This is a genomic window from Streptomyces sp. NPDC049813 (assembly GCF_044465085.1).
In the GTDB taxonomy this organism is placed as follows: domain Bacteria; phylum Actinomycetota; class Actinomycetes; order Streptomycetales; family Streptomycetaceae; genus Streptomyces.
Map to the genome: position 1 here is coordinate 819,580 of NZ_JBITLI010000001.1, position 13,130 is coordinate 832,709.

13 protein-coding genes are annotated in these 13,130 nt (G+C 73.0%); 7 read left to right on the forward strand and 6 right to left on the reverse strand.

Going from position 1 to position 13,130, the window contains the following annotated elements; genetic code table 11:
* Nucleotides 1-14 precede the first annotated feature (14 nt).
* The 4 genes from ACIBW6_RS03600 to ACIBW6_RS03615 all read right to left on the reverse strand — a co-directional run bounded on the left by ACIBW6_RS03600 (nt 15) and on the right by ACIBW6_RS03615 (nt 3,770).
* Nucleotides 15-1,226, reverse strand: coding sequence for an acyltransferase family protein (locus ACIBW6_RS03600; RefSeq protein ID WP_399056136.1), 1,212 nt, complete (start codon nt 1,224-1,226; stop codon nt 15-17).
* Nucleotides 1,227-1,363: 137 nt separating this feature from the next.
* Entirely contained in the window at nt 1,364-2,251 is an 888-nt protein-coding gene (locus tag ACIBW6_RS03605; RefSeq protein ID WP_399056138.1) for a hypothetical protein, read from the reverse strand.
* Entirely contained in the window at nt 2,248-2,598 is a 351-nt protein-coding gene (locus ACIBW6_RS03610) for a PadR family transcriptional regulator (RefSeq protein ID WP_399056140.1), read from the reverse strand. The genes ACIBW6_RS03605 and ACIBW6_RS03610 overlap by 4 nt, the downstream gene beginning before the upstream one ends.
* 188 nt (nt 2,599-2,786) lie before the next feature.
* Nucleotides 2,787-3,770 carry an MBL fold metallo-hydrolase gene (locus ACIBW6_RS03615; RefSeq protein WP_399056422.1) on the reverse strand — a complete coding sequence of 328 codons (984 nt, stop codon included), beginning with the start codon at nt 3,768-3,770 and terminating at the stop codon, nt 2,787-2,789.
* 521 nt (nt 3,771-4,291) lie between these two features.
* On the opposite strand from ACIBW6_RS03615, the gene ACIBW6_RS03620 reads away from it, so the two are divergent.
* From ACIBW6_RS03620 to ACIBW6_RS03645, 6 genes are all read left to right on the forward strand, one after another.
* Nucleotides 4,292-4,627, forward strand: a complete 336-nt coding sequence (locus tag ACIBW6_RS03620) for a hypothetical protein (RefSeq protein WP_399056142.1) — start codon at nt 4,292-4,294, stop codon at nt 4,625-4,627.
* An 89-nt stretch (nt 4,628-4,716) separates the two neighbouring features.
* Nucleotides 4,717-5,523 (forward strand): hypothetical protein, encoded by an 807-nt coding sequence (locus ACIBW6_RS03625; RefSeq protein ID WP_399056144.1) that lies wholly within the window; start codon nt 4,717-4,719, stop codon nt 5,521-5,523.
* 334 nt (nt 5,524-5,857) lie between these two features.
* Nucleotides 5,858-6,694, forward strand: a complete 837-nt coding sequence (locus ACIBW6_RS03630) for an ANTAR domain-containing protein (RefSeq protein ID WP_399056146.1) — start codon at nt 5,858-5,860, stop codon at nt 6,692-6,694.
* Nucleotides 6,695-6,832: 138 nt separating this feature from the next.
* Complete coding sequence (locus ACIBW6_RS03635; RefSeq protein WP_399056148.1) at nt 6,833-7,948, forward strand: TolB family protein; 1,116 nt, start codon at nt 6,833-6,835, stop codon at nt 7,946-7,948.
* A 162-nt stretch (nt 7,949-8,110) separates the two neighbouring features.
* The gene (locus ACIBW6_RS03640; RefSeq protein ID WP_399056150.1) at nt 8,111-9,220 is read left to right on the forward strand and encodes a PP2C family protein-serine/threonine phosphatase; all 1,110 of its coding nucleotides are present in this window, start codon (nt 8,111-8,113) and stop codon (nt 9,218-9,220) included.
* A 57-nt stretch (nt 9,221-9,277) separates the two neighbouring features.
* On the forward strand, nt 9,278-10,273 hold the full coding sequence (locus tag ACIBW6_RS03645) for an aldo/keto reductase (RefSeq protein WP_399056152.1): 996 nt from the start codon (nt 9,278-9,280) through the stop codon (nt 10,271-10,273).
* 141 nt (nt 10,274-10,414) lie between these two features.
* Here ACIBW6_RS03645 and ACIBW6_RS03650 read toward each other — a convergent pair whose 3' ends face one another.
* A complete protein-coding gene (locus ACIBW6_RS03650) occupies nt 10,415-11,026 on the reverse strand; it encodes a hypothetical protein (protein WP_399056154.1) in 612 nt (203 codons plus the stop codon).
* 61 nt (nt 11,027-11,087) lie between these two features.
* Nucleotides 11,088-11,492 carry an FKBP-type peptidyl-prolyl cis-trans isomerase gene (locus tag ACIBW6_RS03655; RefSeq protein ID WP_399056156.1) on the reverse strand — a complete coding sequence of 135 codons (405 nt, stop codon included), beginning with the start codon at nt 11,490-11,492 and terminating at the stop codon, nt 11,088-11,090.
* A 248-nt stretch (nt 11,493-11,740) separates the two neighbouring features.
* Between ACIBW6_RS03655 and ACIBW6_RS03660 the strand changes: the two genes are divergently transcribed.
* Entirely contained in the window at nt 11,741-13,081 is a 1,341-nt protein-coding gene (locus tag ACIBW6_RS03660; protein WP_399056158.1) for a hypothetical protein, read from the forward strand.
* The last annotated feature ends 49 nt before the right edge of the window (nt 13,082-13,130 follow it).

Below are 13,130 nucleotides of genomic sequence, written 5' to 3' on the forward strand. Positions count from 1 at the left end.
CCGCACCACAGTCCTCACTCGAACCCCCTGGGCGTCCGCGTCCAGGGGGTTCGCTGCACCCGGCCGGGACCCGGCGGGCCTGCTCTGCCGGTGGCGTCGGCGTCGAGGGCCGCCGTGAGGCGGTGGCGGAACGGGCCGGTGAGCTTCTGGTCGATCAGGGCGTTCAGCACGGCGGCCAGGAGCAGGGAGAAGAGCAGCCCGGCGGCGATCGCGGGAAGCAGACCGAGCCGGGGGACCACGCTGAGGACACCGCGGCTGACGGGGATGCCCAGGCTCTGGTGCACCAGGTAGAAGGGGTAGGTCAGGGAGCCCGCGAGGACGAGGATCCGCCACTGCAGGTGGCGGAGCGGGCCCGGGCCCGCGAGAGCGAGCAGGACCAGGAAGCCGGTGAGGGCGGCGGCGCTGACCGCCCAGCTCGCGCCGGTGTGCGCGGCGACACGGTCGTCGAGCACGGTCAGGGTGTAGCACCAGGCGAAACCGGCCAGAAGGTACAGGAGCGCGTTCGGGCCGGAGCGGAATATGAGATACAGCGCGATACCGGTGACGAAGAGTCCGGCGTACTGGCTGAGCAGGATCTCGTCCAGGGCGGCCGAGTTCAGCTGCCGGCCGACCGAGGCCAGGACCAGCCACAGGAAGGCGAAGGCGACGACCCGCCGGTAGGTCAGCCCGATCAGCAGCAGCACGGCCATGAGCAGGTAGAAACGGGCTTCCACCCACAACGTCCACGCTACGCCGTCGGTGAGGTCGAGACCGAGCGGGCTGGGGATCATCGTGAGGTTGCCCAGTGTGGTGCGCAGATCCGTGGGGGCCCCCGACCGGTGCCCGAGCGCCACGGTGACGGTGCCCGCGACGGCGATGATCAGGACGACCGCCCAGTACAGCGGGAAGAGCCGGGAGACGCGGGAGACGGCGAACTGGGCCGGGGTGCGGCCCCAGCAGCTCATGCAGATGACGAAGCCGCTGATCAGGAAGAACGCTTCGACGCCGAGCCAGCCGTAGCCTGCGACCGCGTGAAGCACGGGTGCGGCCTGCGCCAGGTCGTGGGCGCGGCCCCAGAAGTGCGGGGTCGGGGTGCCGACGTAGTGATAGGCGGCGACGGCCCCTGCCGCGACCAGCCGCAGACCGTCGACCGCGGCGAGCCGTCTCCCTCCGGGAGCCGTGGGGATGGTGAGTGGCTGAGCCTTACGGCTCTGCAGGGGCGGGCTGCCGGCGGTCTCGGCGGACATGGGAACTCCTGGGGCGGGACGGCCGGGAACGCCGCCGGGACAAGGGCACGTAGTGAGGGGGCCGCCGTCCGCTGCAACTCGCGGCGACGGGCGCGGCTCGTTGCGCGGGACGCGGCCGGGAGCGCGTGGAAGAGCGCTCAGGCTCCGAGCGCGGTACCGGGCCCGCGGCGGCGCAGACGCAGGGCCAGCGCTGTCACCGCGAGGACTCCGAGGGCCGCGAGGACGTCGCCGGTGTCCGCGTACCCGCTGACGTACAGGGTGGTGACGAACGGTGCGCCGGCTCCGGCGAGCCGGGCTGTGGTGCGGATCCGGGCGCAGGCCCGGCGGCCCGCCAGGGCGATGGCCGCGACGGTGGGGACGCCGAGTCGCCACGGCAAGGACAGTCCGATCCCGGTGGGGTCGATCACGGTGACGGCGGCCACCAGGAGCAACGCCCACAGCACCAGGGCGAACTCGCCCGCTCGGGTGCGGACGCGGGGCGCCGGACGCAGATCGGGCGGGCACAGCAACGGGAGCGCTGCCACCAGGACGGGCGCGACGAGGAAACCGAGGAGCCGCCCGTGCGGATCGGACAGCAACTGCCAGTGGGGGGACAGGAATGCCACCGAAGCGCCCACCGTCCCGGCGACCGAGCACAGGCCGCCCCACGCGCGGCGTCCGGCCAGGGCGGAGACGGCCCCGACCAGGGTCGCGAGGTGACAACCGTTCGTGACGGTCACCAAGGGGCCGACGCCGCCGGCGGCGATGACATACCAGTCGGCGGCGCTGGTGAGGAGGTTGAACGCCGCATAGGCGGCGGTCGCGGCCAGTGCGAACGGGGCGATCGCGGCGAAGAACCGTCCACCCGGGTGCGCCGAGCCGACGCGGAAGCGCAGCCGGAGGGCGTGCGCGGCGACGTCGGCGGACTCCCGCAGGCGCACACGACGCCCCGCGCCCCGGGTCGCCTCGTCATAGTGCTGGGCCATCTCGTCACCGAAGGTGCGGCGGAAGTCCGCCGGGTACAGGTGCAGCAGAACGGGGTTCACGCGGAGGCCGCCTTGCCGAGCGCCCGGCCCGCCGCACGCAGGCGACGGGTGGCCTCGCGTGCCGTCGCGGCGATCCGCTCGGCCTCGGCAGCGAGCGCGGCACGGCCCGGTGGGGTGAGTGCGTAGGTGCGGCGCAGCCTGCTGTCGACGATCTCTTCGCTGTGCACCTCGATCAGCCCCTGGTGCAACAGGCGCTCCAGCGCCCCGTACAGCGTGCCGGTGCGCATCTTCACCCGCCCTCCGGAGATCTCTTCCACTTCGCGGCTGATCGCGTAGCCGTGACGCGGCGCGTCGGCGAGCGCGGTGAGAAGCAACAGGGAGGGTTCCTGCATCGCACGGTCGGTCATGAGACCAGCATACTCCGTTGACCGGCATATGTAGGCGCGGGGTCTATGTGGGCCGGTGCGACCGGTGGCGCCCAGGCAGGGCAGGGGCGCGGTGGCTCCCTGCCCTGCCTGGTGGCGAGGCGGACGCGGCCGACCGGGCCAGGACACACGGCAGGACACACGTCAGGACGCGCAGAAGCCCGACGACGTCAGCTGTAGGAGCGTGTGCCGCTCCCCGTCGGCCGCATGGCGCCGTCGTACACGGTCCGGTAGTCCGGGACGACGACCCGCGTCGACGGCGAGGCCGTTGTCACGGCGGCGCTGAACGCATCCAGGTCCATCGCCGGGTCCCGCACGGGAGCGCCCGTCAGGGGCCGTTCGAAGTTGTCCCAGTGGACGGGCACGACGACGCCGGGGGCGCCGAGCGCCGCCACGAGCCGGGGCACGTAGCGCCAGGTGGCGGTGGAGGCCGGTACGGCGAGCATGGCGAGATCGGGGCGCAGCCCCCGTACCGCCCGCTCGTCGAAGTCGCTGGCTCCCATCAGGAACGCCGTCGGGCCGCCGTCTCCGGCCGTGACCCGGAACGAGAGCGTGTCCCCCTCCGGGAGGTCGGCGACCGTCCTGGGCGCTCTGCGCGGCGGGGCGTTGAGCGTGCCGGGGGCGAAGTACCGGTGCTTCTTGTCGCGGCTGTGCAGCGCCGGTACGACCTCCACGACGATCCCGTCAAAGTCCAGCACCTCACCGCCCTTGACTACGATGATCTGTTCCGCCGCGACGCCGAGGGCTCGGAGCAGGTGGTACGTCGTCTCGGTCCCGACGACGCGCGCGCCGGTGGTCCTCGCGATGTGCGGCACGTCGTTGAGGTGGTCCCAGTGGGAGTGGGTGACGAGGACGAGTTCGGGGTGGCCGATGTGCGCGTCCACGACCTCGGGGAGGGTGTGCAGCCGGGTGCGGGGATCGAAGCGGCCGTCGTACAGGCCCGTGCTGTAGCGGGTGAGGTACGGATCGACGAGGACGGTCCGCCCGCCTGTGTCGATGCGCCAGCCGGCGGTACCGAGCCACTTGAAGGACGTGCCGCGCGGAGGTGATCCGCTGACCGCGTGCCCGTGGGTCGCCGCGGCGGCGGCCGTCGTGCCCGGCGTCGTGGCCGGGATCAGCGGCACGGCCGCGCCGAGAGCGGCGCCGCGCAGCACCGTACGCCGGTCCAGCCTGCGAGCGACGGACTCGACGGGTCCGACGGGTGCGACGGACTCAGCAGCTTGGCGGGAGTGGTGTCGTTCGGGCTTCATGGCGCCAGGAGAACAGCACGTCAACTGCCGTGTCCAAGACGGAGATCCGCCGCTATCGATACGAGAACTCGTATGGACCCTGGTCGCATGCCCTGCCGTAGCCACGCGGGGCCCGGCAGAACCGCTGGATGAGACCGTTCGCACGCGGCCGTGGGCGCCCGGCGACTGCGGGGCGAGGGCAAGTGCGCTTTACTGACCGCACATTGATCAACACATGGGGGGACACCATGCAGCGTCGGCATGCCCAACGCACAGCCTTTCTCACCTTCCTGGCAGGGACGCTGGCAGCAGCTCTGCTTGCCTGCTCCGCCCCGCACGACACCAGCGACGACACGGGCGCACACACTCCGGCCCGCGCCTCGGCCGCCTCGGAGTCCGCGGACAGCCGGCAGGACGCGGCCCCCATGGCGACCACCGTCCCTACGGTGTCAGCCGTCCCGTCGCCCGGGCCGGAACGGGTCCGCGACGCCTTCGCCGGCCTGCAAGCCACGCTGGATGACACCTGCACACCACAGGCGGGGGACTGCGCGTACTTCCTGGGGCGGGTGCACGAGGAACTGGTGGGCCTCGAAGCGGCGATGAAGGCCGACCCGAAGGGGCCGGGCCACTTTCCCGAGCCCCTCCGCTGGATCGCCGCACTGCGCACCACCCTCGACGGGGACAGCTCGACGGAGAACCTCGAAGCACACCGCACCCAACTGCTCGGCGTCCGCGACCGGATCAACGTGTGGATGCAGGACCACCCGGAGGACTACCGCTGAGCGGGCCGGAAGGCGCCACCGCCTGCCGTGTCCGTCGTGCCGGGACCGCGTCCCCCGGCCCCGAGAATCCCCGCACCGAAAGACTCCCCATGAAGCCACGACGAAGATCGACCCGAGCCGCACTCCTCTCCCTGCTGACGGCCGTAGGCGTGGTGGTGCTGGGCGCCTGCGGGACCCAGCAGGCACCCGGCGACACCGCCGCGCCGGCCACCACCGCACGCTGGACCTCCGTGGCCCCCATCCGCGTGACCGCCGCACGACTCGCCGAGGACGAGCGCACCTTGAGCGTCGACGCCGACGTGCCGGACGGCCCGCGCCCGTGCGTACGCGACCTCCGAGCGAAGGTGACCGGCACCTCGCAGAGCACGGTGTGGGTGCAGGTCACCTTCCTGTCGCCGGCGGACGACCGCAACGACCGCAGCTCCGGCTGCACCCGCACGGCCAAGGCCACCGCGACCGTGCGGCTGCCCCGTCCGCTCGGGCGGCGGGACGTCAGCGTCGACAGTTTCACCACCTTCACCCCCGACGGCGCCCACGCCCCCGACCTGCGCCTGTGCGGTGAGGCCGGCTGCCACCCGGCCCCCACCGGCTGCACCGCCGCCTCCTACGACCAGGCCGTCCTCGCGCTCGACGTGCCCCGCCACACCTCGCGCGGCCGCGAACACTGCGACGGCACATGGCTGGTCCTCGACACCTCCTCGCCCATGGGACCCGCCTGCCCCGAAGGCACCGCTCCCGGGTGCGGCGCGGCCCACCGCGACCGCTGGTTCCTCCACGCCGGCAGGACCGGGTGGGAGCCGATCACCCGTGGCACCAGGGCGGGTTGCACCGATGTGCACCGGGCCGAACCCGACTTCCCCACGGCGCTGTGCGCCGGGCTTGCTCCGCTCACCTGAGGCCCGCTGCCCAGGACCACTTCCGCGTCCACCCCCGGAAAGGGTGACCGGGGTGTGAGTGCCGGGTGTGCGTGGGCTACCGTCGCAGCAGTGCTTCGGCAGGCAGGCACAGCGCAACCCCACCCCCCCCAGGGTGGAGGTGGGACCACACCGCACGAGCGGTGGGGTCCCTGGTTTGCGCGTGCCCCCTCTGACCGGCGGACGAAAGGCCGTGGCGATGCACCCCTCCGAACCGCGCCCCCAGCATCCCCAGAGCTCCCACCCCCGGCCTTCCGTTCCGTCCGCGCGCCGGGAGCGCCGCGGCGAGCGGCACGGACCCGAGGCGGAGGGCGTGGTGCCCGCGTGGTCGGCCGAGGAACTGCTGCGGATCGAGGCCGGCTCGCTCCAGGAACAACTGGTCAGCCTCACCAAGCAGATGAAGGCCCGCACCCGGGTAGCTCTCGCGCAAGGACTGCTCATGGGCCGCTACGGGCTCGACAGTCCGGAACAGGCCTTCACCCTGCTGCGCCAGACCTCGCAGCGCTTCAACATCAAGCTGCACCAGATCGCCGCCGCGCTGACCACCACCCCGGGACCGGCCGCACCCGTCGGCTCCGGCCCGTGGTTCCCCGGCCGCCCGGCACTCTCCCCGCCCGCACTGTCCGGCCTCAAGGCAGGCGGTCTGGACCCCCGCAACCAGGGGGAGGTCCTGGGCACCGCCATGACCCGCGTGATGGAGGTGGCCGGCGCTCCCTGGGGCAACGCGCAACTCGCCGAGGCGGGGGTGCTGCGGCTGGAGAAGTCCCGCGGGCACTCGCAGGAGTTCGTCGACTACTTCGCCTTCGTCGAGGACGGTACGTCCTGCTCGCGCGCGGCGGAGGCCGCCCGCCAGGTCACCGTGCGCGACATCACGACGACGGCGGTCTTCGACGACGAGACCCGGCAGGTCATCCTCGCCTCCGGCAGCCGCGCCACCCACAGCCTTCCGCTCGTCGGCCGCGACGGCGTGGTGCGCGGCGTCATCTCCACCCACCACCCCGACCCGCTGCCGAACGGCCTCGACCAGCACCGGCTCGCCGAGCTGGAACGCATCCAGCACCTCGTCGGCGGCTGGCTGCAATGGCACGCCGAGACGGTCGTCCTGGACGCGCTGGAACACCTCCACCGGCACGCCGGCCTCTCCGCACCCTGAACCACCGCTCCCCGCGGGACCGGAACCACCCCTCCCGATAGTCATACGACGCATTGACCCCCTGCCGCCGAGGCGGTTGCATGCTGGTGGCCCTCCGGAGGGGAACCGGGAACAGGGCCGCCGCCCAGGGGGGAAAACATGCCGAGAAACATCCGCGAGGTCCGCCGTACCAGACGGGTGCGGGCCGCGGTGAGCGCCACCGCCGTGGTCTGCGCGCTCACCGCGGCCCTGCCCACGACCGCCGCCGCGAAGTCAGGGGCCGCGGCGAGCGGGGGAGCCGGGATCGAGCGCATCAGCGTCGCGACCAGCGGGACCCAGGGAGACGGCGACTCCACCGGCGCCACGATCACCGCCGACGGCCGGCGCGTCGCCTTCCTGTCGGCGGCGACGAACCTGACCTCCGACACCCCGAGTGCGGCGGCGAAGGTGTTCGTCCGCGATCAGCGGGCCGGCCGGACGACGCGGATGAGCAGCGTCGCCGCGCCGCTCGCACCCCCGGTGATCAGTGGCGACGGCGAATACGTCGCCTTCTACGGCCTGATCCAGCGGTACACCCACGTCTTCCTCTCGAAGGTGAGCCTGGGCGCCACGATCGGCACCAACTGCCTGGCCCTGCACTGCACCCAGCCCACGCTCAGCACGGACGGCCGCTACCTCGCCCGGGTCGCGTCGTCCGTCACAGCGCCGCAGTGGCAGCGCGTCGAGCGGTACGACCGGCAGACCGACACCACCCAGACCGTCTTCACGTTCGACCACCTCGCCACGGCCCGGCCGTCCCTCAGCGGCGACGGCCGCTTCGTCGCCTACCAGAACGGTCAGACACAGGACGTCTACGTCTGGGACCAGACCGACGACACCTCCACCGGCCCGATCGAGGGCCCCGCCGAGGCGGCCTCGCTCGTCCAGATCAGCAAGGACGGCAAGAAGGTCGTCTACCTCTCCGGTTCCGACACCTACGTCTACGACGAGGTCGCGGAGACCGCGCAGCTGGTGCCGGACGCGCGGGGCGTGGCCATCGACCCGACCGGCCGTTACCTGCTCTACGCCCCGCCTGGCACGAGCGGGCCCGCGTCGCTCACGCTGCGCGACCTCCAGACGGGCACCGACGAGACCGTCTCGGACCGGCCCGCCACCGCCGGCACCGACGCGGTGAGCGCGTACGGGCGCGACGTGGTCTTCTCCTCGGCGGCCACCGACCTCGTACCGGACGACACCAACGGCAAGGCGGACGTCTTCGTACGCCGCTTCTACTGACGCGACCGCCCCGGCCGGGTGCCACCTCTCCTACCGAGCCGGCGGGCCGGGCCTGCGGCCCCTGGCGGCACCGCGACGACCCGCCCGGGCACGGGCCCGGCCCCCGTCGCCCGTGCCCTGTCTGCTGGTGCGGACGGGGCACGGGCCGTGTAGAGAGGAAGCATGTCGCAAGAGCTCGGCGGACCCGGTCGGCCGACGCGTGCGGGCGGGGCCATGGTCGCGATCCCGGTCGCGTGGATCGTCGTGGTGTCCGTGATCGACTTTCTTGCGCCGCCCCACATCCATCTGGGCCCGCTGCTCGTCGCCGCCCCTGCCATCACACCCTCGCTCGGCGGCCCGCGGACGGTGGGCCTGGTCGCCGCACTGGCGGTCGCCGCGCAGACCGTGATCGGGCTGCTGCGCGACCCCGACACACTCCTGTCGGCCAACCACCAGGCGCAGATAGCCGCCTTGGTGGTCGTCGGCATCAGCCTGGTCCTCTTCTGCGTCGTGCGGGAGCGCCGCGCCAAGGAACTGGAACAGGTCCGGTACGTTTCCGAGGCCGCCCAGCGGGTGGTCCTGCCGCCCCTGCCCAGGCGGCTCGGCCCGCTGCGCACCGCCGTCATGTACCTCGCGGCCGAGGCGGAGGCCCAGATCGGCGGCGACCTCTACGGAGCCGCGCGCACCGCCTCCGGCACCCGGGTCATCGTCGGCGACGTACGCGGCAAGGGCATGACGGCCGTCAGCGACGCGGCGCTGCTGCTCGCGGCGTTCCGGGTCGCGGCGCACCGGCAGGCGCCCCTGGAGGAGCTGGTGGCCTACCTCGACCGGAGCGTGCGCTGGGAGGTGGCCGAGCCGGGGGAGACGGGCCGCTTCGACGAAACGTTCATCACCGCCACCGTCCTGGAGATCCCCGACCAGGACAGCCAGGTCCGCATGGTCTCCTGCGGGCATCCGCCGCCGGTCGTGCTGCGCGGGGGCCGGCCGCGGACGATGAGCGCCCGCCGCTCCGCCCCGCCGCTGGGCCTCGGCGAACTGACCGACCCGCGCTACGACGTCGAGAGCTTCCCGTTCGAGCCCGGCGACCTCCTGCTGCTCTACACGGACGGGGTCACCGAGGCCCGTGGCCCCGGCGGCGGCTTCTACCCGCTGATCGAGCGCATCACCGGCTGGACGGAGACCAGCTGCGACGCGTTCCTCGGCCGCTTCCGGCGCGACCTGCTGAGCCACGTCGACGGACACCTGGACGACGACGCCGTCATGATCGCCCTGGAACGCCCCGCCCTTCCCTGAGTCTTTGTCCACCGCACCGGCACCCCCAGCGCACCCAGCAGAGAGGCACGACAAAAGATGAAGCACACCGCACGCACCCTGCGGGACCTACAGGTCTCCCCCCTCGGCCTCGGCTGCATGGGCATGTCCGCCTTCTACGGGACCGCCGACGAGGCCGAAGGCATCAGGACCATCCAGCGCGCCCGCGAACTGGGCGTGACCTTCCTGGACACCGCCCAGATCTACGGACCCCTCACGAACGAGTCGCTGGTCGGCCGCGCGGTGCGGAGTCAGCGCGACGCGTACGTCATCGCCACGAAGTTCAACCTGCGCATGGACGACGCCGTCCCCGGCGACCCCAGCACGGTCGGGCGGCAGGACGGTTCACCGGAGCACGTCCGCAGCTCGATCGAGGGCTCCCTCACCCGGCTCGGCACCGACTACGTGGACCTGTACTACCAGCACCGCATCGACCCCCAGGTGCCGGTCGAGGAGACCGTCGGGGCGCTGGCGGAGCTGGTCGCGGCGGGGAAGGTGCGCCACATCGGCCTCAGCGAAGCCGGCGCGGAGACGATCCGCCGCGCCCACGCCGAGCACCCGATCACCGCGGTGCAGTCGGAGTACTCGCTGTGGAGCCGGGACCCCGAGGCCGAGGTCCTGCCCACCTGCCGGGAGCTGGGCATCGGCTTCGTGCCGTACTCCCCGCTCGGCCGCGGCTTCCTCGCGGGCAGGTTCTCCTCCCCGGAGGAACTCGACGAGGGCGACTTCCGGCGCACCGGCCCGCGCTTCACCGGGGACAACCTCCAGGCGAACCTCCGGCTCGCCCAGAAGGTGAAGGAGATCGCCTCCGAGAAGGGCGTCACGCCCGCGCAGCTCGCCATCGCGTGGGTGCTGGCACAGGGCGAGGACCTGGTGCCGATCCCGGGCACCAAGCGCCGGACCTACCTCGAACAGAACGTCGGCGCGCTGGACGTCGAGCTCTCCGCGGACGATCTCGCACGCATCGACGCCGAGGTCCCCGAGGCCGCCGGTGAGCGCTACGACCAGCGGGGCATGTCCACCGTGAACAAGTGACGGCACATCGAGGGACGGTCTGACCGCCGTGGCCGGGGGCGGATGTGGCGCGCCTGACGGTCGCCGGTCGACGCGAGGGCGGTGAGCACGGCCGGGGAGCGCTGCGCAGGCGCCGGCCGACGCGGCGGTGGGGAACGCTCCTCAGGCGCCGATCCACGCGACGGCGGTGAGCGCTCCCAGGGCCGCGCCCACGACCGTCTGCAGCACGGTGTGGTACCGCAGCGCCACGCGGGACCAGCACACCGCCGCGGTCACGGCGTACCCCAGGAGCCACCACGGGCTGTGCACGACGGCGAGCAGGGTGACCACGGCGGACGCGACGGCCGAGTCGACGGAGACCTTCCAGGCGGCGTTGACGCCCAGGAGGACGACGGTCATCACCCACAGGGCGATCATCGCCCTGACGATGTCCGAGGGGGCGTGCCCGGCCGTCATCAGCAGGGTGCCGGTGCCGATGGACGCCAGGATGACCAGGAAGATGGGCGCCCGCTTCGTCCGGTCCACGACATGGCGGTCGCCCCACGTGCCGCGTCTGCGTTCGAACTCGATGTAGGCGGCGGGCACGAGCCCCGCGCAGAGCGCGCCGAGCAGGCCCCACGCCATCCCGGCGACCCCGCCCGCGGCGGCCCCGATCGCCAGCATCCCGGCGACGAGGGCGTTGCGAGGTTGCAGTACGTCGGTGACGGTCCGGGCCACGGCGCTGCCGGGCGCGGCAGGGGCGGCAGGTGCGGGGCGTGCGAGGGGCGGGGTCATGACTGTCCTTCGTCGGTCGCGCGGGCCGTGCGCCTCCACGTCGGGACGCACGCGGCAGGGGTCAGGCCGAGGCGTGCCGCGGCGGGGCCCCGGCGACGGTGAGCAGATCCACCACGAAGACCAGCGCGGAGCCCGCCGGGATCAACGGCGAGGGCGACTGCTTGCCGTACCCGAGCCGGGCCGGGACGACGATCTCGCGCCGGCCGCCGGCCTTCATCCCCCGGATGCCGCGGTCCAGGCCCTTGACCGCCTTGCCGCCGCCCACGGCGAACTTGAACGGCCGGTCCTCCTCCCAGGAGGAGTCGAACTCCTTCCCGGAGGCGAACGTGACCCCGACGTAGTGCACCCGCACGACCCTGCCGGGCTGCGCCTCTGGCCCGTCGCCGACGGTCAGGTCCCTGATCGCCAGCTCGGTGGGGACCGCCCCCTGCGGGACCTCGATCACGGGCTTCGTCGGTTCGCTCATCAGGGTCCCCTCGCTCACGGCCGGGAACCTGGGGCCGGCCCGTCCGGACGCACGGACGTTCCATGCGGTGGGCGACCACGGTACCGGCACGGCTGACCACTCCGACCGCCCTGCCCGTGTCCGGGGCGGCCCGCCACGGACCGGACAGCCATCAGGGCGACCAGGGCGCGTCCGCCGGACGAGCGACGGGTCGGAGGGCAAGGATGGCGGGGACGATCTCGAAGCCTTTCCGTAGAGGGGTGCGGTCCATGCCTGACACAAGCCTTGGGGAGGTCGACGGTGCGACGAAACCGGCTGCGGCACACTGGCCGGGCTTCGACACCGGCTTCCCCGCGCGTATCGACCCGTTGGTCCGTTCCACGGCCGGACAGCGGCTGCACGGCGAGCTGAACCAGCTGTTCAAGAAGAGCGACGGGGCGGCGCTGCCGGTCGGCCGGCCCGCCGTCCTCGGCCCTGGCCAGCGGGAACGGCTGACCGAATTCGTGGCGGCGTACCACCGCATGGTCGAGACGATCGTCGCGGCCTGGCGGACGGACCGCCGGCTGCGCGAGACGCTGTCGATGCCCGACGCGCTCACCGCGGACCTGGCGGCCGGCGCGCACCCGCACGACACCCGGGTGCACCTCGCGCGCCTCGACGTGCTGCCGCAGGACGACGGCACGGTCAAGGTGCTGGAGACGAACGCGAACTGCCCCGGGCTCCTGCAGTTCTCCGGCGTCGCCGCGCGCGCCTGGCGCCGCTTCCTGGACGCCCACGGCCACCGGCCGCCCGAGCCGCTCCCCGCCGAGCGGGAGCTGTGGATGGCGCAGTGGTTCCTGCGCGTCGCCGAGGCGGAGACGGGGCAGCGTCCCGCCTTCGTCCCGCTGCTACGGGAGGAGGGCGGCAACCGCTGGGAACTCGACCTCCTACGGGACTGCTTCCTCGCCCTGGGCGTGGAGTCGCGGGAAGCCGACCTGCGCGAGCTCGAACAAGGGCCGCGGGGCGTGCTCCTCGACGGCCGTCCGGTGCGGCACGCCTATCTGAAGTTCGGGATCCAGGAGTTCTGCCGGGTGCGCTCCCAGGTGGAGCCGTTCGTCCGGGCCGTGCGCGAGGGGGACCTGTTCGTGCAGAACCGGCAGCTGGGCCGGTGGGTGGGCGACAACAAACTCTGCCTCGCGGTCCTGTCGGACCCCCGGTTCGGCGGCCTGTTCACCGAGCGGGACCGCGCCCTGGTCGCGCCCGCGATCCCCTGGTCCCGCAACATCGCGCACTGCCCGCCCGAGACGATCGACCGCATCCGCCGCAACCCGCGCGACCACGTCCTCAAACGCCCCCTGGACACGCGCGGCCGGGGCGTCGTGATCGGCCGCGAGAGCGACGGCCGGGCCCAGTGGAAGGCGGCGGTCGGCCTCGCCTGCCGGGAGGGCTGGCTGGTGCAGGAGTACTGCCCCACGCCGCAGATCGACTCCGGCGACGGCGCGGGACCCGTCCGGCACGACCTGGCCCTCGGCGCGATCAACGGCGAGCTGTCCGCCGTCTTCATGCGCACGAGCACCCAGTACCGGGTGAACGTGGCACGGACCGGATGCCTGCACCCCGTCTTCGCCTGAGACGAGGCGCCCCCAGCCCGGAGGCTCCTGTACGCCGATGTCCGGCGGG

What these genes read in the sequence shown, in the direction of transcription:
- ACIBW6_RS03600 (WP_399056136.1), bottom strand. Translation starts at nt 1,226, where the DNA reads ATGTCCGCCGAGACCGCCGGCAGCCCGCCCCTGCAGAGCCGTAAGGCT.
- ACIBW6_RS03610 (WP_399056140.1), bottom strand. Translation starts at nt 2,598, where the DNA reads ATGACCGACCGTGCGATGCAGGAACCCTCCCTGTTGCTTCTCACCGCG.
- ACIBW6_RS03625 (WP_399056144.1), top strand. Translation starts at nt 4,717, where the DNA reads ATGAAGCCACGACGAAGATCGACCCGAGCCGCACTCCTCTCCCTGCTG.
- ACIBW6_RS03635 (WP_399056148.1), top strand. Translation starts at nt 6,833, where the DNA reads ATGCCGAGAAACATCCGCGAGGTCCGCCGTACCAGACGGGTGCGGGCC.
- ACIBW6_RS03640 (WP_399056150.1), top strand. Translation starts at nt 8,111, where the DNA reads ATGTCGCAAGAGCTCGGCGGACCCGGTCGGCCGACGCGTGCGGGCGGG.
- ACIBW6_RS03645 (WP_399056152.1), top strand. Translation starts at nt 9,278, where the DNA reads ATGAAGCACACCGCACGCACCCTGCGGGACCTACAGGTCTCCCCCCTC.
- ACIBW6_RS03650 (WP_399056154.1), bottom strand. Translation starts at nt 11,026, where the DNA reads ATGACCCCGCCCCTCGCACGCCCCGCACCTGCCGCCCCTGCCGCGCCC.
- ACIBW6_RS03655 (WP_399056156.1), bottom strand. Translation starts at nt 11,492, where the DNA reads ATGAGCGAACCGACGAAGCCCGTGATCGAGGTCCCGCAGGGGGCGGTC.
- ACIBW6_RS03660 (WP_399056158.1), top strand. Translation starts at nt 11,741, where the DNA reads ATGCCTGACACAAGCCTTGGGGAGGTCGACGGTGCGACGAAACCGGCT.